Raw genomic sequence first — 25,679 nt, forward strand, 5'->3', positions numbered from 1 at the left:
AAATTGATATGAATACCAAAATAGTAAGAAGTAAAAGCGCAATTAAACAGCCTAAAATTAATGTAATTACATTAGGTTGTTCCAAAAACATATACGATTCGGAAGTATTGATGGGGCAGTTACGTGGCAACAATTTAAACGTTGTACATGAATCAGATAAGATGGGCAAAGATGATATCGTTGTGATCAATACCTGTGGTTTTATCGACAATGCCAAACAAGAATCAATTGATACCATCCTACAGTTTAGCGAACTAAAAGAAGCCGGCAAAATTGGTAAGGTAGTCGTTACAGGATGTTTATCCGAACGCTATAAGCCTGAGCTAGAATCAGAAATTACAAATGTTGATGCTTTTTTCGGTACCAACGATTTACAAAACATATTACATGAGCTTGGCGCAAATTACAAGCACGAACTTATTGGTGAGCGTTTATTAACTACACCTTCACATTTTGCTTATTTCAAAATCGCTGAAGGGTGTAACCGTCCATGTTCTTTCTGTGCCATCCCATTAATGCGAGGAAAGCACTTAAGCAAACCAATGGAAGAATTGGTTAACGAAGCTAAAATATTAGCCAGAAACGGAACTAAAGAATTAATTTTAATTGCTCAAGACCTAACCTATTACGGTTTAGACCTGTATGGAGTGCGCAAGCTTGATGAATTGATGCGCCGCTTATCTGATGTACCAGGCATTGAGTGGATCCGCCTGCAATATGCCTACCCTTCTGGTTTTCCGATGGAGATTTTAGATGCAATGAACGAGCGCGATAACATCTGTAAGTATTTAGACATGCCATTACAGCACATTACCGATAACATGCTAAAATCAATGCGCCGTGGTACAACCAAGCAAAAAACCATTGATTTAGTAAACCAGATCAGAGATAAAGTACCAAATATCGCCATGCGTACCACTTTAATCTGCGGTTATCCAGGAGAAACCCAATACGATTTTGAAGAAATGGCAGAATGGGTTGCCGAAACCAAATTCGACCGTTTGGGTTGTTTTACCTACTCACATGAGGAAAAAACCCATGCACATACTTTAGTTGATGATGTTCCTGATGAAATAAAACAACAACGTGTAGATGATATTATGGAAATTCAACAAGGGATTTCTTTTGATATTAACCAGGAAAAAGTAGGTAAAACCTTTAAAGTACTGGTGGATAAAAAAGAAGGGGATTTCTTTGTCGGAAGAACCGAATTTGATTCACCAGAGGTTGATAATGAAGTTTTAATTGATGCATCAACAGGTTATGCGGCAAACGGAAGTTTTGTTAATGTAAAGATCGATAGAGCTGAAGATTTCGATTTATACGGAACCATTATTTAGTAATCACTCAAAGATACTGAAGCCTGGAAATTACATTTCCGGGCTTTTTTGTTATATTGGTAACCCTGATCCAATAGCTGTCGGAATTATTTCAAAATTTATTAAAGAAAGAATGCTTAGATAAAAGTTTCAACAGCAACAATTGCATGATTATTATTTCAACTGTAGCGATTCAGACTTTTTAGCCGTTTAATATAACACAGACATAAAGCACTTATAACTAATCCTTTATAACCATATTAAACAAAAACCAAATCAGATGAAAAAAATTTTAATTGTGCTCATGGTGATTTTTATCGCCAATTTAGGTTGCAAAAAAGCAGGAGTAGGTGGCGGTGGTTTATGTGCGTGTTCGCCTATTTCAACCGCACCATTAATCTTAGTGATTAAAAATAATGCCGACGTAGATTTACTTAATCCAAGTACATCCGGTTATTTCGATAAAAACCAGATCCAGTTATTTTCGAAAGATGCTAATAACGCAGTTAAAAAGATTCAATTTGAAATCCGCCCACCTTTTAGTTTCGGCAATAACCAAAAAATAGATTATTATCAGCTTACCTCTTATGAAATACCTAACCTGGCTAAAAGTATAGAAAGCACCTTTTATCTTAAACTTGGAGATAACAAACTATATGAGCTTAATTTGAAGGTAAATAATAATCTTGTAGAAAAATTATTGATCGATAAAACAGAAGCAGCCAGAGAAGTTCAGCCCGCTACCAATTCGTATTTTGATGGCATTTACAGGTTAAAGATATAGTGGCAATATGTGGTAAAAAAAAGTCCCGGTGAATATTCACCGGGACTTTTTTTATTTTTTAGGCTCAGGCCTGTTTTTAATTTGACTGGCTTTTAACCAGATTTTAGCACCTTTTGAGTTTACGTAATATTTTTCATTTTTTGCATTGATGTAAACATCACTTCCATCTGGTGCCATTTTACCTTTCCAGGTTTTATCAGCAACTTTTGAGCTACCTTTTACCGCTACTTCTGCAGTTTTATTACCTACCGATTTTGCACCTTTACCAATTGCTTTACCAGTATGATCTAATGCTTTACCAACTTCAGTTTTCTTTTCTTGCGCATTCACATTTAAGGCAACACCACCAAACAAGGCAAGTGTTAACATACCCATTACTAATTTCTTTTTCATGACAGCTATATTTTTATTTAAAGCTATAACAGACAGTTAGGTGATTTGTTTTTAAATTCAAATAGATTGGAAACAAACAACATTTAGCATTTACAGCCTCAATATTTTAAATCAGATCTAGCTTGCCGAACAATCAATTAATTTAATTTTTCTGCCAGGAGCTTCATCTCGATATGTGGCGAACGGTTTTCGTAAAGAATTGCATGTACAGCCTTACAAATTGGCATTTCTACATGGTATGCCTGGTTTTTAATGTGCATACATTTTACTGCATAATAACCTTCGGCTATCATATTCATTTCCAACTGTGCAGATTTTACAGTATAACCCTTTCCTACCATATTGCCAAAAGTACGGTTGCGGCTAAACTGAGAGTAGGCAGTTACCAATAAATCGCCAAGGTATGCAGATTCTTTAATATCACGGTTAATGGGGTGTACGGCATCAACAAAGCGTTTAATCTCACGTATGGCATTACTGATCAGCACTGCCTGAAAATTATCTCCATAACCTATACCATGGCAAATACCACTTGCCACTGCATAAATGTTTTTTAAAACCGCAGCGTACTCCGTCCCAAAAATATCATCTGATACATTTGTTTTAATGTAACGTGTATTTAATAAAGAAGCAAATGTACCGGCCTGTATCACATCTGTACAGGCAATGGTTAAGTACGATAATTTTTCCAAAGCCACTTCTTCTGCATGGCATGGCCCACTTACAACTAAAATATCATGGTATGGGATACCATAATTTTCGTGCATAAATTCACCGATAATCAGGTTATCTTCCGGAACAATCCCTTTAATGGCAGAAACTATTTTTTTTCCTTTTAAGTCTTCCGGGGTGATGCCAGCAAGTGTTGTTTTTAAAAATGCTGCCGGCACATTCAATATTACGAAATCGGCAGATTTTATAACGGCGTTGATGTCAGATGAAATATGATCATCTTCACTAAGTTTAATCTCAACAGAACTAATATAATTAGGGTTATGCTTAAATTTTTTAATATGCGCTATGGCTGCTTCATTCCGCATCCACCAAAAAATTTCCTTTTCAGCTAAATTATCTGCAAGCATTTTTACAATGGCAGTAGCCCAGCTCCCGCCCCCTATCATCGCTATTTTAGGTACCATGATTATAAAAAAGGTTTAAAGTAAAAGGTATAGGGCCTTCTTAAAGGTATAAGGAAAAGGTGTAAGGCTTAGGGTTTAAGACCATTTGCCTCATACCGTAAACCTTACACCCTAACCTTAGGAATACACCTTAAACAACGCAAGTTACTATTTCTTGCGGGTATTTATAAACTACTTCTTAGCGTCTTTGCTAAACAATTGGTCTTTAGCTGTTTTTTCTACAACCATCCCGTCTTTTAATTTATTTTGGATCGCAGAATACGGACCGGTAACGATTTCTTCACCAGATTTAACACCAGATTTAACAATAATGTATTGGTCATTTTGGATCCCTGTAGTTACCTCTGTCTTTTTCACTTTTTTGGTTTTCGCATCATAAGCATAAATGTATTGTTTCACCTTCTTATCAGTCAACTTTGATTTCTGCTTATCAGTATTTTCCTGGTTACCTTGATTTTGACCAGCATCACCAGATTTTGCGTTATCCGTAAATACAGCCTGGATTGGAATAGCCAAACCTGTTAACGATTCACTTTCAATATCAACAGTGGCCGACATACCCGGGCGGAAAATAGATTGTTGTTTACCGGCCAGTTCTTCGGTAATTCTAATTTTTACTGAGAAATTGGTTACCTGATCTACTGAAGTTGATACCGTAGTACCTACCGCGGTTGATGAACTTGCAATTTCAGTTACCACACCCCTAAATTTCTTATCAGAGAAAGCATCTACCTCAATTGAAGCTTTGTCGCCAACTTTAACACGGGTAATGTCATTTTCATTCACATCTACATTCACCTCCATTGATGATAAATTAGAGATCCGCATAATCTCTGTACCTGCCATTTGAGAAGTTCCTAAAATACGGTCTCCCAATTCGATCGATAATTTTGATACCACGCCATCAACCGGGGCATATATAGTGGTTTTAGCTAAATTTGCACCCGCTTCTTTAACATTTGCACCTGTTTGCTCTAAGGTAAACCTCGCACCGGTTACATTTTCTTTTGCACTTGCCAAATTGGCTTTTGCTGTTAAAAATGCCGCTTTAGCCGAATCGAATTCTGATGCAGAAATTACTTTTTTATTAAACAGTTCTACATTACGTTTATAGGTTGCCTCTGCATTTACAAAGTTAGCCTGGTTTTGTATCAATTGTTGTTGTGCTGCAGCCACACTAGCTTTTTGAGCATTAAATGTAGCTACTGTTCTTTCATAACCCGATTGTAAAACATCCGGGCGCACCTTACAAAGTAATTGTCCGGCTTTAACAATATCACCTTCTTTAACTTTTAACTCTACAACCTCACCTGATACTTCAGAACTTAATTTTACCTCAGTTTCTGGCTGAATTTTACCACTTGCAGTTACTGTTTCTACAACAGTTTTATCTGATGCTTTTTCTGTAGTTACTTTCTCTGTTTTAGTACCACCAATAACTCCCGTTAGGGTTAGAATGGTTAGAATGGCTACGATAGCAACTATGATGATAATGATATGCTTCAGTTTCATAATTTATTGTATTTCTTTTGTTTGTATAAGGTTGTAATCGTTAAAGGTTTTAAATAGCCTTCAATTTTAAATTAGTTAAAAGGTTATCTGTTTGCCAAGGTAATAATCAATTACTTTAGCTCTGAATAAAAGGTCGTATTTGGCTTGAATAAAATCAATTTCAGCTTTATTTCTATTGGTTTGTGCAGTGCTATAATCTAATGAATTTACTAAACCAACATTGTAACGTTGCTCAATAACATAGAAAGCATCTTTTTGGGCCTGAAAAGCATTTTGTGTAGAAGAATAACGGCTTTCTGCTGCTTTCACGTCGTAAACAGCTTGCGAAATTACTTTACTTAAATTATTTTTGGTCAGTTGCTCCTGTACCTGGGTATTTTGATAGTTGATTTTTGCCTTTCTAACGTTTGTTCTGGCTAGAAAACCATTAAAAATTGGAATTGAAAGATTTAATCCAACATATTGGTTAAAGTTGTCTTCAATCTGAGAACCAAATGCCTGCTTACCTAAAATAGTTACAAAATCAGGGGCTACAACAGATTCATTTGTACCTAATGTTCTTCCTATTTCTGAAAAACCATTAGGGGTAACTGCAAGCACTTTACTTCTTCCACTAGAGAAATTTGAGCCTAAACCACCACCGATTGAAAGGCGTGGATAATAAGATGATTTGGCAACACTTACACCCCTCAATGCAGCTTCAGTTCTTAAAGCCGCCAATTTAATATCAGGGAATGAAGTAACTGCACTTGCAAAAATAGTGTTGATATCATAACTGTTCTGTAATGAATAATTTTCGGCAATAGCTGGGGCTTGCACTTCAAACCTATTCTCTGGTTGCATTTCCATCAATTGATTTAAAGTTAAATAAGAAACCGATAATGTATTTTGAGCATTTGTGGTATTCAGTTCGGCTGTTGCTACTTGCGATTTTGCCTGAGAAATGTCTGCAAGCGTTTTGTTTCCGGCATCTAATAATGCTTGCTCTCTTTTTAAAGTCTGTTTGGCAACTTCTAGTTGTTGCTGTGAGGCGGCGAGTAAATCTTTATTGTATAAAATCTGCATATATGAGGTTACTACCTGCAAAATCAGATCGTTTTTTATTTTTTCTACATTGGTTTGATCAGCAGCAAGCAACAGTTTATTCTGTCTGATCTGATTAATTTTCTGGAAACCCTGAAAAAGATCGGCACTTGCACTTAAGCTACCATTAGCTGATGAAAATTGTTGTGATATAAACTGATTGGTTGATGGATCGATGCTACGGCCAAAGTTTTTATTATAGCTTGCCGCACCATTAAGTGTTGGCAAAAGCGCATTTTTTGATTGGCTGAGCGTTTCATTAGTTAAAGCAGCACTAATAGCTGCCTGTTTGATCTGTAAATTATTTTTAAGGGTATTATCTACTGCCTGCTGGATGGTTAAAACTTGCTGGGCATTGGCATTACTGGCAAAACCGAGGACTACAACAAAAGCAAAACCGGTAATTAACTTTTTCTTGGTAAACATCTTCATAATTTGTTTCAAATCTATATAAACAACTTTAATAATTTCAATCTGTACAGGCATTTAGTAACTTTGTTGCTAAAATGTACCTGATCAAATCACCGCTTCTGCTAAAATGGTATTATCCATCGCTATTATGGAATAAATCCCGCACCGAAAAAGTTATTTATTTGACCTTTGACGATGGACCTATACCCAATGTTACAGATTTTGTACTAAAAACTTTAAAAGCCTTCAATGCTAAAGCTACATTTTTTTGCATTGGCGATAATATTGTAAAACATCCCGACGTTTTTGAACGTGTAAAAACCGCCGGCCATGCCATCGGCAACCATACTTTTAACCACTTAAAAGGCTGGAAAACCGACGATGAAACCTATCTCCAAAACACATTAAAATGCCAGCAACTCACTCAATCGAACCTCTTCCGCCCACCTTACGGTAGAATTAAGAAAAGCCAGATCAAAAGTTTGGAATCGTTAGTTTTGCGTTCGCAGTCTACAGCGACAAACAACTCCCAACTCCCAGCGCCCAGCTCCCAGCTCAACATCGTAATGTGGGATGTGCTCAGCGGTGATTTCGACACCAATCTCCCGCCCGAAAAGTGTTATAAAAACGTAATTAAACATACCGAAAATGGTTCTATAATTGTATTTCACGACAGTTTAAAAGCATTCGACCGTTTATCTTACACCCTGCCCAAGGTATTGGCTTATTTTACTGAAAAAGGTTTTAAGTTTTCATCGCTTTAGCGGTAAGCCAATGTTATGCCAAGGCTCTGGCGCCGTTTAAACCACTTAAGATCAAAACGTTAAGTTAATGACCATTAAATAACTGTTCAAAATCGCACAAAGCTGTTCGATAACGAACGGTTAAACACAATCACATCATGCTGCTTTTATTATTCTTTTTATTAACTGACAATGGCTCGGTTAATACCTTCCTAGAAGGCAATTTTTAGCTTGTATACCTTGCAATTTAGATCAATTCCAAATTACGTTATCGACTGGTTAAATTACATTTAAAGGTTGCATTTTGTTATTTTTGCTTTGGCCGTTAAAAACTGCGTTTTTACACTCGGAAACCACAAATTAAAATGTAATAACAGTATTCTTTCGATGGAAAGCACTTGTGCATTTTTATTGCACCTGCGCTCATCAATAAGGATAAAATAACTAAGATGAGTATTTATAACGATTATATCCAGGATATTGAAGACAGGAAAACCCAGGGTCTTCATCCTAAACCTATTGATGGAGCCGAATTATTAGGTGAAATCATCTCCCAAATCAAAAATGTAAATAATTTTAACAGAGCAGATGCTGTTAATTTTTTCATCTACAACACCTTGCCCGGTACCACTGCGGCAGCTGGTGTAAAAGCCGAGTTTTTAAAAGAAATTATTTTAGGCGGAACCATCGTGCCAGAAATCACACCTGATTTCGCTTTCGAATTATTATCGCACATGAAAGGCGGCCCTTCTATCAAAGTATTGTTAGATATCGCCCTTGCTGATAATGGTGATAAAGCACATAAAGCAGCGAACGTACTTAAAACACAGGTTTATTTGTACGATGCAGATACCGATCGTTTAAAAGAAGCATACAACAATGGCAATGAAATTGCCAAAGAAATACTGGAAAGCTACGCAAGGGCCGAATTCTTTACAGAATTACCTCCAATTGCTGAAGAAATTAAAGTAGTAACTTTCATTGCTGGTATTGGTGATATCTCTACGGATTTATTATCGCCAGGTAACCAGGCACACTCCCGTTCTGATCGTGAATTACATGGTAAATGTATGATCACACCTGAAGCTCAGGAACAAATAAAAGCTTTACAGGAACTATATCCCGATAAAAGCGTAATGCTCGTAGCCGAAAAAGGCACAATGGGCGTTGGTTCTTCTCGTATGTCGGGCGTAAACAATGTGGCCCTGTGGACAGGTAAAAAATCAAGTCCATATATTCCATTTGTAAACATTGCTCCTATTGTTGGTGGTACCAATGGTATTTCTCCTATTTTTTTAACAACGGTTGATGTAACTGGCGGTATCGGTATCGACCTTAAAAACTGGGTAAAGAAAACCGACGAAAACGGCAATGTGATTCGTAACGAAAACGATGAGCCAATTTTAGAGCAGGTTTACTCAATAGAAACAGGTACAGTACTTACCATCAATACCAGAACCAAAAAACTATACAACGGCGAACAGGAATTAATTGATATTTCGAAAGCTCTAACACCACAAAAAGTTGAATTTATTAAAGCGGGTGGTTCTTACGCAATTGTATTTGGTAAAAAAATCCAAACATTTGCGGCCAAAACTTTAGGCATTGAAGCTCCGTTGGTTTTTGCCCCTGCTAAAGAAGTTTCAATAGAGGGCCAGGGTTTAACTGCTGTAGAAAAAATCTTCAACAGAAATGCAGTAGGCTTAACACAAGGTAAAGTTTTACATGCAGGTTCTGATGTGCGTGTTGAAGTAAACATTGTAGGTTCTCAGGATACAACAGGTTTAATGACCGCCCAGGAATTAGAGGCAATGGCGGCTACGGTAATCTCTCCGATTGTTGATGGAGCTTACCAATCAGGTTGTCATACTGCATCCGTTTGGGATAAAAAAGCACAGGCAAACATTCCTAAACTCATGAAGTTTATGAATGATTTTGGTGTAATTACTGCCCGTGATCCTAAAGGCGAATACCATTCTATGACGGATGTTATTCACAAGGTACTAAATGACATTACGATTGATGAGTGGGCCATTATCATTGGCGGCGATTCGCATACGCGTATGTCTAAAGGGGTAGCTTTCGGTGCCGATTCTGGTACGGTAGCTTTGGCACTGGCAACAGGCGAGGCTTCTATGCCAATTCCTGAATCGGTAAAAGTAACTTTCAAAGGCCAGATGAAAGAACACATGGATTTCCGTGATGTGGTTCATGCTACGCAATTGCAGATGTTGCAACAGTTTGATGGTGAAAATGTATTCCAGGGCCGCATTATTGAAGTACACATAGGTACTTTATTGGCCGATCAGGCCTTTACTTTTACAGATTGGACTGCAGAGATGAAAGCGAAAGCGTCTATCTGTATTTCGCAGGATGATACCCTGATCCAATCTTTAGAAATTGCTAAAAGCCGTATTCAAATCATGATAGACAAAGGTATGGACAACCATAACCAGGTTTTACAGGGTTTAATCAATAAAGCAAACAAAAGAATCGAAGAAATTAAAACTGGTATTAAACCCGCTTTAATGCCGGATAATAACGCTAAATATTATGCAGAAGTAGTTATTGATCTTGACCTCATCAACGAACCGATGATTGCTGATCCGGATGTGAATAATGCAGATGTTTCAAAACGTTATACGCACGATACCATCAGGGATTTAACTTATTACGGTGGCGATAAAAAAGTAGATCTTGGCTTCGTAGGTTCTTGTATGGTGCATAAAGACGACTTAAAAATTGTTTCTCAAATGTTGAGAAACGTTGAAACATTAACTGGTAGTGTTACCTTTAAAGCGCCGTTGGTTGTTGCTGCCCCTACTTATAATATAATTGATGAGCTGAAAGCAGAAGGCGACTGGGAATATTTACAAAAATACTCTGGATTTGAATTTAGCGATGCCTTACCAAAAAGCTCGGCACGTACAGAATATGAAAACATTATGTACCTGGAACGCCCGGGTTGTAACCTCTGCATGGGTAACCAGGAGAAAGCAGCCAAAGGCGATACGGTAATGGCTACTTCAACCCGTTTATTTCAGGGCCGTGTGGTAGAAGATAAAGATGGCAAAAAAGGCGAATCCTTACTGGCATCAACTCCGGTGGTTGTACTTTCTGCCATATTAGGTCGTATTCCAAATATTGAAGAATATAAAGTAGCAGTAGAAGGCATTAACTTAACCAAGTTTACCCCTATTTCTACAAAACAGTAATAAACAAATAAGCGTATTATTTGTTAACAATAAAAAGGCTATCTGGTAAACAGAATGGCCTTTTTGTTTTATGTAAAATTTGCATAGAATGTTTTTAAATAACATAATTTGACAATTCACAAAAACAAGTCTGTTAAAATTTGTTTAATTTAGGTAGTCCCATTATTGACAATAATTATAAAAAATAAAGTATGGCTTTTGATATAGACATGATCAAAAAGGTGTATGCAAACTTTGGTAGCCGTGTAGAAGCTGCCCGTAAAATAGTTGGCAGACCTTTAACATTATCTGAAAAAATATTATATGCACACCTTTGGGATGGAGATCCTAAAACGGCATTTAAACGTGGTTCTGACTATGTAGACTTTGCACCAGATCGCGTTGCGATGCAGGATGCAACTGCACAAATGGCTTTATTGCAATTTATGCAGGCGGGCAGGCCTCAAGTTGCCGTTCCATCTACCGTTCACTGCGATCACTTAATTACAGCTAAAGAAGGTGCTGCAATAGATTTACCTCATGCCAAAACCGAAAGCGCAGAAGTTTTTGATTTCTTATCATCCGTATCCAATAAATATGGTATCGGTTTCTGGAAACCAGGTGCCGGTATTATTCACCAGGTAGTTTTAGAAAATTATGCTTTCCCTGGTGGTATGATGATCGGAACCGACTCTCACACGGTTAATGCAGGTGGTTTAGGTATGGTTGCAATTGGTGTTGGCGGTGCCGATGCCTGCGATGTTATGGCTGGTTTACCCTGGGAACTTAAATTCCCTAAATTAATCGGTGTTAAGTTAACAGGAAAATTAAACGGCTGGACTGCCGCCAAAGATGTAATTCTTAAAGTTGCCGGTATCCTTACCGTAAAAGGTGGTACTGGGGCTATTGTAGAATATTTTGGTGATGGAGCTGTTAATTTAAGTTGTACTGGTAAAGGTACCATCTGTAACATGGGTGCCGAAATTGGTGCAACAACTTCTACTTTTGGTTATGATGAAAGCATGGAACGTTATTTACGTGCCACAGGTAGAAATGAAGTTGCTGATGAAGCAAATAAAATTGCGGCCTATTTAACAGGTGATGAAGAAGTTTATGCCAACCCTGAAAGCTATTTCGACCAGGTAATTGAAATTGACCTTGATACCCTTGAGCCTTATTTAAACGGTCCTTTTACACCGGATTTAGCTACTCCTGTTTCACAAATGAAAGTTGAGGCAGAGAAAAATGGCTGGCCTTTAAAAGTAGAATGGGGATTAATCGGTTCTTGTACCAATTCATCATACGAAGATTTATCAAGAGCGGCTTCTATCGCCAACCAGGCTATTGCAAAAGGATTGGTTACCAAATCAGCTTTCGGTATTAACCCTGGTTCTGAGCAGGTTCGTTATACCGCAGACCGTGATGGTTTCTTAAAAACTTTCGAAGATTTAGATGCCACAATTTTTACCAACGCCTGCGGACCATGTATTGGTATGTGGGACCGTACGGGTGCAGAAAAAGCAGAAAAAAATACAATCGTACACTCTTTTAACAGAAACTTTGCTAAACGTGCCGATGGTAACCCAAATACTTTCGCTTTTGTAGCTTCGCCAGAAATGGTTGCTGCAATTGCCATTTCAGGTGATTTAGGTTTCAATCCGTTAACAGATACCTTAACCAACGATAGAGGTGAGCAGGTTAAATTAGATCCGCCTACAGGGGATGAATTGCCGACTAAAGGATTTGCTGTAGATGATGCAGGTTTCCAGGCACCAGCAGCTGATGGATCAACCGTTCAGGTTTTGGTTTCTCCTACTTCTCACCGTTTACAATTATTAGATCCCTTTACCCCTTGGGAAGGTACAGACTTAAAAGGCTTGAAACTTTTAATTAAAGCCAAAGGGAAATGTACAACGGATCATATTTCTATGGCAGGTCCGTGGTTAAAATTCCGTGGTCACTTGGATAATATCTCCAACAATATGCTTATCGGTGCGGTTAACTACTTTAATGATAAAACCGATAACGTTAAAAATGAATTAACCGGAGAGTATGGTCCTGTACCAGCAACTCAACGCGATTATAAGGCAGCTGGTTTAGGCTCTATCGTAGTTGGTGATGAAAATTATGGTGAAGGTTCATCCCGTGAACACGCCGCTATGGAGCCCCGCCATTTGGGTGTTCGTGCCGTATTGGTGAAATCTTTTGCCCGTATCCACGAAACCAACCTAAAAAAGCAAGGTATGCTGGGTTTAACTTTCGCTGATAAAGATGATTACGATAAAATATTGGAAGATGATACCATCGATATTTTAGGTTTAACAGAATTTGCTCCAGATAAACCTTTAACATTGGTATTGCACCATGCTGATGGTACTGAAGAGCAGTTCGCGGTTAACCACAGTTATAATGCACAACAAATTGAGTGGTTTAAAGCTGGTGGTGCGTTAAATATTATCCGCGCAGAAGCCGCAGCTAAAGCAGCACTTTAATTAGTTAGGAGTCCGATTACTGAAGTCGGGATTCTAGCGTTTAAAATATCAATCCCGTTTTGTTAATTCAGAACGGGATTTTTTAATATCAAAAATGCCGTGATTGCGAAGAGAATGATGGTAATGTAAAGGTCTGTGGGGACACAGACCTTGGTGTTTAATAAAAACGATCGTCATTGCGAGTAGGAACGACGAAGCAATCTTTCATGATGACGATATTTACAGGAAAGATTGCTTCGTCGGCTGAAAAAGCCTTCTCGCAATGACGATTTATTTAGGAATATTCCGTAAAAAGGTCTGTGGGGACACAGACCTTGGTGGAGACACTACATCGTCCTCGTTTGTAACGAGGATGTATGAGTAAAGCGATTTTATCGCTCATAAAGGAATTATTTTCGCATTGCAAATGCGTACCTCAGAAATCCTCGTTACAAACGAGGACTATTTAAGTCTGTGGGGACACAGACCTTGGTGTTACTAAAACGATCGTCATTGCGAGGAGGAACGACGAAGCAATCTTTCATGATGGCGATATTTACAGGAAAGATTGCTTCGTCGGCTGAAAAAGCCTTCTCGCAATGACGATTTATTTAGGAATATCTTAATAAACTACATCGTCCTCGTTTGTAACGAGGATGTACGAGTAAAGCGATTTTATCGCTCATAAAGGAATTATTTTCGCATTGCAAATGCGTACCTCAGAAATCCTCGTTACAAACGAGGACTATTTAAGACGCAGTTATGTATGAAAGGTCTGTGGGGACACAGACCTTGGTATTAAGCGATATTTACAGGAAAGATTGCTTCGTCGGCTGGAAAAGCCTTCTTGCAATGACGATTTATTTAGGGCTTTCTTAATAAAGCCCATCTACAGGCTCAGCATAACACCTCTCCGTTATTCTATAATAATTATTTAAACTCATGACCGCAATTGTAGCAATGGTAGCATTTATTGCCTTTAAAAGGAGGATAAACCGCAACAAAGAATGAGATTAAAATAACCCACCAGCTAAATTTCTTTTTTGTTGCCATTCCATAACCAACATTGTCAGATCCGCAAACCTCGCAAAGAATCTTCTCTTCCTGCTGGTGCTGTGGTTCTTCACCATCATGAACAAGGGTGCTGTTATCTTCAGCCAAAAGCTGATTGATCTGATCTACATCATCTTCGAAAACAATTAATTTAATTCCTCCAATTGCCTGGTTATATAAAGGATAAATTGTAGAAACATTTTCATCTGCAAGGAAACATGAAAAACCACTATCTTCCAGTCTTGCCTTAACAATGTTGCCTTCTATGGGGTTATAAAAGGTTTTATAAACAACAGTTCTATCATTCATGATGTTAATTTAGATAAAAAAAGCTTTCGCAGATTTAAAATAAGAAACAAATGTGCTTAGCGCATAAGATTAGCTAATATAATAACTTTCATAATTAAATAGGGGATGCTGCGAAGCCACCGCTCTTAAATATGGCTTTGTTAAATCATCCTAAACCGATTTATAAAAAACTTAAGATGAGCAGTATATAGGATTGAAGAACATAGATGATCTACTTATTGCTTTAAAAATTCCTGCCACCAATAGCCAGAATCCTTAATGGTTCGCTGCTGGGTTTTAAAGTCGTTGTAAATTAACCCGAACCGGGCTGTAAATCCTTCAGCCCACTCAAAATTGTCCATTAATGTCCATGCCATATAACCAGTTACATTAACCCCTTCATTTTTAAGTTTTAAAAGCGCACTGAGGTAAAGTTTAAAATATTCAATCCGCTCAGGATCTTCTATTCTTCCATCGGTCAATTTATCGTGATAAGCAGCTCCGTTTTCTGTAATGATGATGTTTTTAACATTTGGGTAAGCCGAAAACTGTTTGATAATGTTATAAAAACTTTGGGCATTAATTTCCCATCCCATAGCAGTATGAGGCTTTTTCCTGCTTTTCGCTTTTACTTCCCAAGCCTGGATAACCGGAATAAAAGCATTGTATTTTATAGTTAATGGAAAATAATTTTGAAGTCCGATAAAATCAAAATCAAATTTCATCCTTTCCTGAAGCCGCCATGTTCCATATTCAATTTGAAATTTCTCCAATACATCCCAATCGGCAGTAGGAAAACCCATGCCCAAGGTAGGCTCTACAAATAAGCGGTTCATTAAACAGTCTACACGTTTTGCAGCCAGTATATCATTATCGCTTTGCGTATTTGGAATCACCTCCGAGCAGGAGAAAGTAGTACCAATATTGGCATTACTAACCTCAGCACGCAATATTTTTCCGCCATCGGCCTGTGCCAATGCGGTATGTAAAACAGCAGGAAAAAAATTACTTAAACCAGTTTTGCCAGGGGCATGTACACCCAGCATATACCCTAGTGAGGTATAGCCGAAAGGCTCATTCAGCACAATCCAGTTTTTTACCTTATCGCCGTATTCCAAGGCGCAAATGCTTACAAAAGCATTAAAAGCCGCATTAATGCTGAAGCTTGTCCAGCCACCCTCATCTTCCAAAGCCTGGGGTAAATCCCAATGATAAAGCGTAATATAAGGGGTAATGCCGTTTGTTAAACATTCATCGATAAGGTTGTGGTAAAAACGGATTCCTTCCTGGTTGATTTCTCCCCTACCTAAGGGCAAAATGCGCGACCAGGCGATTGAAAACCTAAAAACTTTAAAGCCTAAAAGTTTAACCAGGGCAACATCTTCGGCATAACGATGATAAAAATCGCAGGCGGGATCTAATTTATGGTTCTTTTTTATTTTACCATTTTTGGCGGTAAAGGTATCCCATATGGAAGGCCCTTTACCATATTGAGTTGCCGTACCCTCTATCTGTGCAGCAGCGGTGGCTATACCCCATAAAAAATCCTGACCAAAATTGCTTGCATTAACCATTGTTACAAATTAATTGCCATAAGTTGCAAGTTTAATATTAACAAATCATTAATAAAGTGCAGAAAAGACTTTTAGGCTACAAATAGGAAACTGAAATATATTTTTATTCGTGATTAGCCTTAATATTAATTTTCTTTTTGACACATTTTATTGAACAGACCCTATCATCACCCTAATCGTTTGACCTTTAACCTCAATCATTTGCCCTCTGACCGTAATCGTTTGACCTCTGACCCTAATCATTTGACCTCCGACCTCAATCGTTTGAGCTCTGACCCTAATCGTTTGAGCTCTGACCCTAATCGTTTGACCTCTGCCCCCAATCGTTTGCCCTCTGACCCCAATCGTTTGCCCTCTGACCCCAATCGTTTGACCTCTGACCCCAATCGTTTGACCTTTGACCCTAATCGTTTGCCCTCTGACCCCAATCGTTTGCCCTCCGACCTCAATCGTTTGACCTTTGACCCTAATCGTTTGACCTCCGACTCTAATCGTTTGACCTCTGACCCCAATCGTTTGCCCTCTGACCCTAATCGTTTGACCTCTGACCCCAATCGTTTGCCCTCTGACCCTAATCGTTTGCCCTCTGACCCCAATCGTTTGACCTCTGACCCTAATCGTTTGACCTTTGATCCTAATCGTTTGACCTTTGACCCCAATCGTTTGCCCTCTGACCCCAATCGTTTGCCCTCTGACCCCAATCGTTTGCCCTCTGACCCCAATCGTTTGACCTAAAAGCTCCGACCCTTTACCTAAAAGCTCCTACTCACTACCTAAAAGCTCCGACTCGCTACCTAAAAGCTACTTATCTGCTATTGTTGGCTATGGTGCTTTAACTACAGTGGTATCTTGCGCCAGGATAGGAATCTTATAATTTCCGGTATCTACAGTTACCTTTGGCAATACTTTTTTGATGCCAGCCAGATCTGCTTTATTTATCCCAGTTTGATAGATATAGAGGTACTTTAGATTTTGAAGTTTTTTTAACTGATTAATTCCCCTGGCTGTAATTTTAGTACCTACCAAACTTAATGATTGCAACTGATCTAAATCTTTTAGGGCTACCAAACCAGCATCAGTTACCTGGGTATTGTTTAGGTTTAACCGGGTTAAGTTTTTACAATCTTTAATGGCTGCCAGTGTTTGATCGGTTACATACTTATTTTCGAGTTTAAGCCAAAGCAGCTGTTTATCTGCCGATTTAATAAGATCCAACACCTCTTTACCCATCGATTTTACATTGATAAAGTTTGCCGAAAGGTAATTTGTATTTTGTGAAACAGGAATTATGGTTACACCTGCATCAGTAAACTTTTTAAGTACTTTTTCATCAACAGGCGAAACTTCTTCCTCCGGGATATCGGTATTTTTTATTTCTTCATTTGCTGCTTCACCATTTTGCAACACTGCTAAAACAGGTTTGATTTCTTGTGTTTGAGGGAGGTTTTTAAATTTTTTCTTAAAATCAGCACCATTCTTTATCCACCATTTTAATAAAGCAATTTCATTAGCGGTAAGCTGTGGCTTTTCTTTAGGTGCCATATGGTCTTCATCATTTAATGGCAACAGAATTCGCTTAACCAGTTCACTTTCTTCAGCCTTACCTTTTACCAGGGCAGCCCCGTTTGCTCCTCCTTTTAAAATATAAACTTCTTCATCCAACCGGAGTTTTCCTTTTTGCTTTTCGCTGCCGTGGCAACTGTAACAACGGTTTCTAAAGAGGGGCTGAATTGCATTCTGGTAAACAAATGCTTCCTGCACATTTGGAATTGCAGGAATGGCCGCAGCTCCCTTTAAGCCACTTTCTTTTAGGGGTGCGGTTAAATAATCTGATCCATGGGTTAAAGATCCACCCATATGGCCTGTTATAGAAATCAGTACAGTAAGGATAACTGCAACTGCTCCCAATATCCCTTTAGCTTTAATTTTATTGTAAATGATCCAAAAAACAAGCGATAACGCGGCAACGCTAATGCCCATCCATTGGTGATTGCTAACCAAATTAACATCATAATCACCTCCATTTGCCAAAAGATACCCGGTTATGCAAGAAACAATGGCACTTAATGCGCCTAAAAGCAACATGATGGAAATTGCAGGCTTTAGATTTGCAAAGCTGGCTTTGAGCGACAGTACAATACAGATGCAAGCCAACAATAAAATGCCGATGGGAAGGTGAACAAAAACAGGATGAAAACGGCCAAAAAACTCAAGCATCTTTATTTATTGATATCTTTTTCTTAATAAATTCATCATATACACATTTATTGCCCATTGATCGGCAACAGGCTGGCGGGTGTAGGGTAAAGTTGGCATATAATCTGCCGGGCCAAATTCGGTTAGGATCGTCATCCGTTCTCCGTTTTTCTTTTTCCTGGCAATAACCTTGTCCCACCAGGCCAAATGCGCCTCTACTACTTTGGCCCATTCAGGTGCCCTTGGGTCGTTTACCTGCGGACCTTCGGGATGCCCTACCCTGGAATGGATATGATCTGTTTTTTCCAAAATAAAGTCGATGGTTTGCTTTTGATCAGCCAGTAAGCTTTCGTGCACATTGCACCAATGTGAAATATCGAGGGTGAACCTTATTTCAGGATTTTTTTCGGCAAAATGCTTTGCAACCGGGGCGGCAAACATCATCCGGCTCCGGTGCGTTTCATGATAAATTGGTATCCCTGATGATTTTCTTTTGGCTGTTACATAATCGATAATCCGTTTATTTTCTTCGTATGTGAAGAAATCTTTCCCCGAATGGCAATTGATGTAAAGTGGTTTCTGATAGGTATTGGCGCAAATGGCATCTATATTTTTTTTAAATGATGCCAGATGATCTGCAATATTTGCCTGTGAGCCGGCACATAAAAATCCTATCTCAAGTTTATATTTCTTTACGGCATCAAAAAGTTCTTTCACTGCTTTATCTTCTCCAGGCCACCACACCTCAATTCCTTCGTACCCCTCCTTTTTTGCGGCTGCACAAAATTCATCTCTTGTACCTTCAAAACCCCAATCGGTTTGCATAAATAAAAGTTCATACCCTACTTTAGTTTTTACCCTGCTAAGCGCATGTGGACTAACATCCTGTAGGGGTGCCAAATACGAAGCCACCGTTACAAGGGCGGTATTTTGTAAGAATTTTCTCCTGGTTTGAGACATGAATTAATGATTGAATGAGTTATTTTATTTATGATTGGATTATTGAATGGTGGTATTTCTATTCTAAACTTTGGACTCAAAACTTCTATCCTCCGACTAGAACCTACGCCACAACCTCCCTTATTACCTTACCTGCTACATCAGTTAACCTGAACGGCCGGCCCTGAAAAGGGTAAGTAAACTGTTCGTGGTCGAAACCCAACTGGTTTAATATCGTGGCCTGAACATCGAAAGCATCCACTTTACCGCTGATGGCACTGTAACCTATTTCGTCGGTTTCGCCATGGGTAAAGCCTTTTTTAACACCTCCGCCTGCCATCCAGATGGTAAATGCTTCTGTGTGGTGATCTCTGCCTTTAAATGGGTTTTGAATACCATTTCTATTTTCCATCATAGGTGTGCGGCCAAATTCACCACCCCAAACCACCAAAGTTTCTTCCAATAAACCACGTTGTTTCAAATCCATCAGTAAAGCAGTAATCGGCCTGTCGATGCTTCTGCATTTATTTTTTAAGCCAATGTTGAGCGAGTTATTCGAACTATCGCCATGCGCATCCCAACCCCAATCGAACAATTGAATGTACCGTACTCCTTTTTCTACCAGTTTACGGGCAAGCAACACATTGTTGGCAAAGCAAGCTTTACCAGGTTGTGTTCCATACATTTCATGAATGTAGGCGGGTTCATCATTAATATTCATCACTTCCGGGGCCGATATCTGCATGCGGTAAGCCATTTCGTACTGTGCTATCCGCGATAAAATTTCCGGGTCGTTATATTCCTGATATTGCTGTTCATTCGCTTTGTTGATGGCCTCGATAGATGCTTTTCTTAAATCGCGGTTCATCCCATCAGGATCTTTGATAAAAAGTACCGGATCGCCCTCACTGCGGCATTGTACACCCTGGTATACTGAAGGTAAAAAACCGCTCCCCCAAACACTTTTGCCGGCATCAGGAAAACTTCCTCCACTGGTAAGCACTACATATCCGGGTAAATTCTGATTTTCTGATCCTAAACCATAAGTAACCCAGCTGCCCATACTTGGTCTGCCCAAACGTGGCGAACCGGTATGTACCAATAATTGAGCTGGTGCGTGGTTAAACTGATCGGTTTTTACCGCTTTTAAAAAAGTTACATCATCTACCATAGTAGAAAAGTGTGGCAGATTATCGCTTACCAAAGCACCAGACTGACCATGCTTGGCAAATACCGCCTGTGGACCCAGCATTTTTGGTACGCCAGTGATAAACGCAAATTTTTTGCCTGCCAGCAGTGATGGCGGACAGTCTTGCCCATCCATTTTCATCAGTTCGGGTTTAAAATCAAACAGCTCCAATTGAGACGGTGCGCCCGCCATATGTAAATAAATTACACTTTTGGCCTTACCAACCAAGGGTGGCGATTTTGGCAATAAAGGATGTGCCGGATCGTAAGCAATTTTAGTTTGTGGACTGGAAAAAAGATTGCCGCAGCCACCCAATAAAGATCCCATCGCTAAAGCACCCAGGCCCATTGCACTTTCCTTTAAAAAATGCCTCCGCGAATGAAGTTGCGCATTGGCCTCATGTGCTTCTTTAATTAACCGATGAGCGTTTAACTCGTCTCTTGTCATAATGAATCAGATTAATTTTTGGTAACCACTTCGTCCAGATTGAGCATTGCATTTGCCACTAAAACCATTGCTGCATCCTCTGGCTTGTATTTCTTTTGTTTATCGCCCATAAAAGCCGATACGTTAGCCGCATTCTTTTTAAACTCATCAAAAGCTTGGGCATATAAATCCTCAAATATTTTTAACCGGTTTTGAGGGATTACTTTATATAAAATGAGTTCATATCCCTTTGAAATTTTTGATTTGCTGCTGTTCCCGCCAACCTTATCCATACGTGCTGCCAGTTTTCTGGCCAGATCGATGTAAACACTATCATTTAAGGTAACAAGGGCTTGCAAAGGGGTGTTGGTACGGATTCGCCGCGGACTGCAAACTACCCGCGATGCCCCATCGAAAGCAATAGCTGATGGATATGGGGCCGTTCTTTTCCAATAAGTATAAATACCCCTGCGGTACTGTTCTTCGCCACCACTGGTAATCCATTTGGCACCACTATAAGGCGAAAACCAAATTCCTTCGGGCTGCCAGGGCATTACTGGCGGGCCATACATTTTGTTGCTCAGTACCCCGCAAACAGCCAAACTTTGGTCTCTTATCTGCTCAGCACTAAGCCTGATGCGCGAGCCACGGGCATAAAACTTGTTAAAAAGGTCTTTTTCTTTTAATTCTTCCGATACCTTACTGTCTTGCCTGTAAGTGGCCATCATCACCAGCTCTTTCAACATTTTTTTAACGCTCCAGTTGTATTTGTGCATAAACTGGTAAGCCATAAAATCCAACAGCTCCTGGTGGGTTGGTGCCATGCCCTGCGTACCCATATCTTCAAGGGTTTCTACCAAACCTGCTCCATATAACTGCTCCCACAAGCGGTTAACCATTGTTCTTGATACCAGCGGATTTCTTTTATCGGTAAGCCACATTGCAAGGCCCATGCGGTTATCAGGTGCATTTTTGGGCATAGCAAAAGCAAGAGAATTTGGCACCCCAACTTTTACCTCCTTACCCTTTGATGTCCACGCACCACGCTCAAACACATAGTTTTTGCGTTGCATGCTCAAAGGATTTTCGACCATTATTGGTGTAGTAGGCACCTTGGCATTCATTAAATCAGTAAACGTTTTCTTTTTGGCTGCGTATTCTGGCTTACCCTTGCCAGGAAATTGCTTTGTAAAATAAAACCAGTCGAAATACACCATAAACTGATCAGGATTTTTTACCGAGGCATTTGTATAGTTTAAGTATACGTCCTTCAAGCCGCTCTGTTTAGGAAAATCAATCGCTACATTTTCATAACCCTGTGTTTGAGCAAGTTTCCACGATTTAATAACCGGTCCGTTTGCCGAACCAAGGTGCAAACTCATTGTGCCGTTTGGCTGGTTACAGTTGTAACGCAGAATCAGTTGATCTATATCCTGAAGGTTTACTGATTTTAACCTGGCCGATGAACTATTTTTAAAATATAACGCAATGTTATTGTTGCCAATTACCGAATTAACCAATTGATCAGCCGTGGTTGAATTTATTGTAGGCTCACCTGTTTTTAAAAACAAACTCATTTGATCTGCTCTTTCTTTACCTGCAACAGCTTTAACCCAGCTTGTTAAAGTATTTAACTCGTTTTTTAAGCTATCGTTAAAATTCCTGAATAAAGGATATTCGGCCTGCACATCTTCATCCCTTGTATTGTTAAAATACGACATGAATTTATAATACTCATCATGCTTAAAAGGATCGTATGGATGGCTATGGCACTGTACGCAAGAAAACGTTGTACTCATCAGCCCTTCCCAGGTTGCGTTAACGCGATCCAACACTGCCGATGTTCTAAATTCTTCGTTGTTTGTACCACCTTCATCATTGGTGGGCGTGTTCCGGCTAAAAGCGGTAGCAATATATTGAGCATCGGTTGGATTGGGGAATAAATCGCCAGCAATCTGATCGGTGATAAACTGATCATATGGCATATCCCGGTTAAAGGCTTTAATCACCCAATCGCGGTAGCTCCAGATGTTTCTGTTAGGGTCGCTCTCATAACCTTTTGTATCGGCATACCGGGCAATATCCAGCCACATAGAAGCCCAACGCTCGCCAAATTTTGGCGATGCCAGCAAACTATCTACCAATATACTGTATGCCTGAGGTTCGTTTTCGCTATTGAGGTAAAATTTCGCCAGTTTTTCTGAAGGGTAAGTACCAATCAGATCCAAACTCGCTCTTCTTAATAAAGTTGCCCGATCGGCTGTTTTGGAAGGTTCGAACTTGTTTTCTTTGAGTTTTGCAAAAATAAATTTATCCAGGTCATTGCGCACCCAGTCATTATCTACATCAGGCACATTAGTAGGTTTAACACTTACGTAGGCCCAATGCTGCCCCCATTTTGCGCCCTGGTTTATCCAGCTGCTTAACACATCAATCTCCTCACCATTTAAGGCAGGGTGTTTATAAGGCATCCTTTCTTCGGGATCGTTGGATTTTAAGCGTTTTATAAATTCGCTGGCTTCTGCATTACCGGGAATAATTGCCGGCTTACCACTTTTGGTATTGGCAAGTGCTTCTTCTCTAAACAGCACGCTAAAACCACCTTGCTGTTTAACGCCACCATGGCACGAAATGCATTTTTTATTTAAAATAGGTTTAACCTGGGTGTTAAAATCAACCTCTTTCTCAGAAGAAAAAAGCGAAAAGGCAATTAAAGCAGTCGCAATTAGCAGAAAGCCAGAGGCAAACAACATTTTCTTTTTCAACAACATTTTGGTTAGTATAAATTAAACTAATGTTTAGCAACTTAACATCTATACACAATGTTAAACAATACTAAACAATAATCAAAGTAACAAATTGCGTTAATTGGCTAAATAGCCCCTTTGTTAACCCTCGCTTAAACCAAAGATGAAGAAAAAAAATTTAGTTAAGAATGCATTAATTTGCCCAAAAGATGGATTATATTACTTTAAGCTTTTTAAAATCGATAACTCGTTCAACAGCACAGCACCTGACTAAACCATTATCCAACAGGAAACGCTAATCAAGCGATAAACCGATTTCTTTTAACAAGATTGCGGCATTGAACGTTTTGCAAGGGCCTTGTTTTAATTGGTAATCAAATCTCATTTCGCCGGCTGTAATCTGGATATCGAAATGGAAATTACGCACCGTTTCAGGATGGTCTAAAATAAGATCGGCCAATTGCAGATCGTGTGTGGCAAAAAGTGCCGGTGTTTTTTCGGCAATTAACTTTTGCACAAAAACCTTTGAGCCCAGGTATTTATCCCTGCTGTTGGTACCCCGAAGCATCTCGTCGATCAATACAAAAGTATCTTTATCTTTAACCACATTATCAAGGATCATTTTAAGGCGGTTTAACTCGGCTTTAAATGTAGATGTACTTTCATTCAGCGAATCTTTAATCCGCATGTAAGTGTTAATCGAAAATACCGATAACTGCATGGCATTTGCGCAAACCGGTGCACCTGCATAAGCCAACACCATATTAATACCCAACGTACGCAAAAAGGTACTTTTCCCTGCCATATTCGATCCGGTTACAATATCAACAGTAGGTTTTGCTTCGAGGTTAAAATCATTGCTCACCCTTAATTGTTCATCAATTAACGGATGTCCGATTTGAGTACCATTTAATGCAAATTGATCGGTAAGCACAGGAAAAACCCAGTTGGGCTGGTTATAAGCCGTTGTGGCCAGTGATATTATTTCTTCAAAATTGCCCAAATGGTCAAGCGCTTTAATTACCTCTTTTGATGACGATTTGTACCAGATATCCAAGCTGATACAGCACCTTAAATCCCATAATAAAAGTGCATTCAAAATTCCGCCAACGATCATATTTAGGCGGGCATCAAAATTCTTGATAATTTTAGATAGTGCTTTAATCTCTTTACTGGCAGGAATTTTCGAATCCAGTAAACTCAGCGTATAGCTACTTTTCCAGTCTTGATTTTCTGTCCACAAAATAGCCGTGGCATAACCGTTAAGCAGGCTTGAGCTTCCTCCGAAGCTATAAAAAACTTTATTGATCTTCGCTCCCCATAAAACATTCCACCCGGCATGAATGATACAGAGCAATATCAGTATTTTCCAGAAAACACTACTCACTAATAGCGCAGCCAAAACAAGGGCAATAATGATATAAGGCACAAATTTAACGTACAACCTTAAAATTTTACTGCCAACAAACTCCAGTTGCGCACCAAGCTGGTGCTTCAATTGTGTTTTAATCAGTTCTATCCTTTCAGGATCGTAGCCATGCAGGTTTGCTCGGAAACTAAAAGTATCGGCTATTTTAGCCACCATTTCTCTTACTGCTTCCTGCCGCTGAATGATGTTATTTTTTACCGGTTTTTCTGCAAAGCTTTTGGCCAGCAGGTCGTTTCCACTTTTGGTACTGCAACGGTTTACCAGCGCAAAGAGCGATGCGCTTCCGAAAATATCAAGATCAGAACTATAGGGATGAAGTTCTGATTGGAAGTTTTTACCAGCATCGTAACCGTTTTCGGTTCCGTTTAAAATATTTGATTCATTTTCATACACCCACAAAAGCTGCTTTTTATAATCATTTTCACGATCGAGAATGCTTTGCCTGCGCACAACCAATGCAAAAATGATTACCGGCACCAGTAAGCCAATTTGTATTAATGTGCGTAATTCATCATCTGCAGATTGAACTAAAAAGATAAACAGTATAATCTCTGCTACAAACAAACCGATACGGATAAAAGAAAGCTGATCGATCAGTTTTTTTGTTTGATCAATATCTGCTATTACCTGCTTAATATTCTGATCGTAACCGGCTATTATTTCTGTTTGCTGTTTTAACATGACTGGATTAATAAATATACTTTCGGAGGTTTCAGATCGATAAATTATACTATTTGTTACAATTTTATCTAAGTTTGAATCTCGAAAATTCTAAAGATAGGGAAATAT

General features: G+C 39.1%; 16 protein-coding genes. 5 read left to right on the top strand and 11 right to left on the bottom strand.

The genetic code is table 11. The features are described from left to right. Window positions 1-8 precede the first annotated feature (8 nt). A complete protein-coding gene (gene rimO, locus ASE74_RS09125) occupies window positions 9-1,340 on the top strand; it encodes a 30S ribosomal protein S12 methylthiotransferase RimO (protein ID WP_055907601.1) in 1,332 nt (443 codons plus the stop codon). A gap of 259 nt (window positions 1,341-1,599) precedes the next feature. Next, window positions 1,600-2,103, top strand: a complete 504-nt coding sequence (locus tag ASE74_RS09130; protein WP_055907506.1) for a hypothetical protein — start codon at window positions 1,600-1,602, stop codon at window positions 2,101-2,103. Window positions 2,104-2,154: 51 nt separating this feature from the next. On the opposite strand, the gene ASE74_RS09135 is transcribed toward ASE74_RS09130, so the two are convergent. The 4 genes from ASE74_RS09135 to ASE74_RS09150 form a co-directional block, all read right to left on the bottom strand. Beyond that, the gene (locus ASE74_RS09135; protein ID WP_055907509.1) at window positions 2,155-2,496 is read right to left on the bottom strand and encodes a hypothetical protein; all 342 of its coding nucleotides are present in this window, start codon (window positions 2,494-2,496) and stop codon (window positions 2,155-2,157) included. Between the two features lie 137 nt (window positions 2,497-2,633). Further along, window positions 2,634-3,635, bottom strand: coding sequence for an NAD(P)H-dependent glycerol-3-phosphate dehydrogenase (locus ASE74_RS09140; protein ID WP_055907512.1), 1,002 nt, complete (start codon window positions 3,633-3,635; stop codon window positions 2,634-2,636). A 171-nt stretch (window positions 3,636-3,806) separates the two neighbouring features. Beyond that, complete coding sequence (locus ASE74_RS09145; protein ID WP_082458715.1) at window positions 3,807-5,147, bottom strand: efflux RND transporter periplasmic adaptor subunit; 1,341 nt, start codon at window positions 5,145-5,147, stop codon at window positions 3,807-3,809. A gap of 75 nt (window positions 5,148-5,222) precedes the next feature. Then, complete coding sequence (locus ASE74_RS09150) at window positions 5,223-6,716, bottom strand: TolC family protein (RefSeq protein WP_235526041.1); 1,494 nt, start codon at window positions 6,714-6,716, stop codon at window positions 5,223-5,225. A 20-nt stretch (window positions 6,717-6,736) separates the two neighbouring features. Between ASE74_RS09150 and ASE74_RS09155 the strand changes: the two genes are divergently transcribed. The 3 genes from ASE74_RS09155 (at window position 6,737) to ASE74_RS09165 (ending at window position 13,070) form a co-directional block, all read left to right on the top strand. Continuing rightward, entirely contained in the window at window positions 6,737-7,405 is a 669-nt protein-coding gene (locus ASE74_RS09155) for a polysaccharide deacetylase family protein (protein ID WP_055907519.1), read from the top strand. A gap of 428 nt (window positions 7,406-7,833) precedes the next feature. Continuing rightward, entirely contained in the window at window positions 7,834-10,599 is a 2,766-nt protein-coding gene (locus tag ASE74_RS09160; protein ID WP_055907521.1) for a bifunctional aconitate hydratase 2/2-methylisocitrate dehydratase, read from the top strand. Between the two features lie 191 nt (window positions 10,600-10,790). Next, on the top strand, window positions 10,791-13,070 hold the full coding sequence (locus tag ASE74_RS09165; protein WP_055907525.1) for an aconitate hydratase: 2,280 nt from the start codon (window positions 10,791-10,793) through the stop codon (window positions 13,068-13,070). Window positions 13,071-13,979: 909 nt separating this feature from the next. On the opposite strand, the gene ASE74_RS09170 is transcribed toward ASE74_RS09165, so the two are convergent. The 7 genes from ASE74_RS09170 to ASE74_RS09205 form a co-directional block, all read right to left on the bottom strand. Continuing rightward, a complete protein-coding gene (locus ASE74_RS09170) occupies window positions 13,980-14,411 on the bottom strand; it encodes a DUF2007 domain-containing protein (protein ID WP_055907528.1) in 432 nt (143 codons plus the stop codon). A 215-nt stretch (window positions 14,412-14,626) separates the two neighbouring features. Continuing rightward, on the bottom strand, window positions 14,627-15,964 hold the full coding sequence (locus ASE74_RS09175) for a GH1 family beta-glucosidase (protein ID WP_055907532.1): 1,338 nt from the start codon (window positions 15,962-15,964) through the stop codon (window positions 14,627-14,629). An 822-nt stretch (window positions 15,965-16,786) separates the two neighbouring features. Then, the gene (locus ASE74_RS09185) at window positions 16,787-18,181 is read right to left on the bottom strand and encodes a c-type cytochrome domain-containing protein (RefSeq protein ID WP_055907538.1); all 1,395 of its coding nucleotides are present in this window, start codon (window positions 18,179-18,181) and stop codon (window positions 16,787-16,789) included. Window positions 18,182-18,187: 6 nt separating this feature from the next. Continuing rightward, the gene (locus tag ASE74_RS09190; RefSeq protein ID WP_055907540.1) at window positions 18,188-19,120 is read right to left on the bottom strand and encodes a sugar phosphate isomerase/epimerase; all 933 of its coding nucleotides are present in this window, start codon (window positions 19,118-19,120) and stop codon (window positions 18,188-18,190) included. A 103-nt stretch (window positions 19,121-19,223) separates the two neighbouring features. Next, window positions 19,224-20,735, bottom strand: coding sequence for a DUF1501 domain-containing protein (locus ASE74_RS09195; protein ID WP_055907543.1), 1,512 nt, complete (start codon window positions 20,733-20,735; stop codon window positions 19,224-19,226). An 11-nt stretch (window positions 20,736-20,746) separates the two neighbouring features. Beyond that, entirely contained in the window at window positions 20,747-23,485 is a 2,739-nt protein-coding gene (locus ASE74_RS09200) for a DUF1553 domain-containing protein (RefSeq protein WP_055907546.1), read from the bottom strand. A gap of 271 nt (window positions 23,486-23,756) precedes the next feature. Beyond that, a complete protein-coding gene (locus ASE74_RS09205) occupies window positions 23,757-25,571 on the bottom strand; it encodes a DNA mismatch repair protein MutS (RefSeq protein WP_055907549.1) in 1,815 nt (604 codons plus the stop codon). Between the last annotated feature and the right edge of the window lie 108 nt (window positions 25,572-25,679).

Origin of the sequence: Pedobacter sp. Leaf216 (genome assembly GCF_001421515.1) — a bacterium.
Lineage (GTDB): Bacteria > Bacteroidota > Bacteroidia > Sphingobacteriales > Sphingobacteriaceae > Pedobacter.